The 313-nt window shown below is 63.3% G+C and carries 1 protein-coding gene; it reads right to left on the bottom strand.

What is annotated here, in order from left to right; all coding sequences use genetic code 11:
* Positions 1 to 313 (bottom strand): cobaltochelatase subunit CobN (locus tag OO68_RS49090; RefSeq protein ID WP_033314756.1); only part of this gene is annotated, 313 nt, incomplete at both ends.

Raw genomic sequence — 313 nt, forward strand, 5'->3', positions numbered from 1 at the left:
GACTTGGTCAGTTCCAGTGCACTGGCCTGGGCCTGGATCAATGTCCCGAGATCGCCGCGCTCCGCATCCTCACCCGGAGCGAGTCCACGCCAACGTGCGATCGAGGCCTTCAGCTTGACCAGCCCCTTGTAGAGCCCGGCATGTGCGACGGGCGGCGTAAGATAGCTGATTAGCGTCGCGGCCGAACGGCGTTTGGCGATCGTGCCTTCCGACGGGTTGTTCGAAGCATACAGATAAACATTCGGCAGGTCGCCGATCATGCGGTCCGGCCAGCACGCGCCTGAGAGGCCGGCCTGCTTGCCCGGCATGAATT

This window comes from Streptomyces iakyrus (genome assembly GCF_000717055.1).
GTDB lineage: Bacteria > Actinomycetota > Actinomycetes > Streptomycetales > Streptomycetaceae > Streptomyces > Streptomyces iakyrus.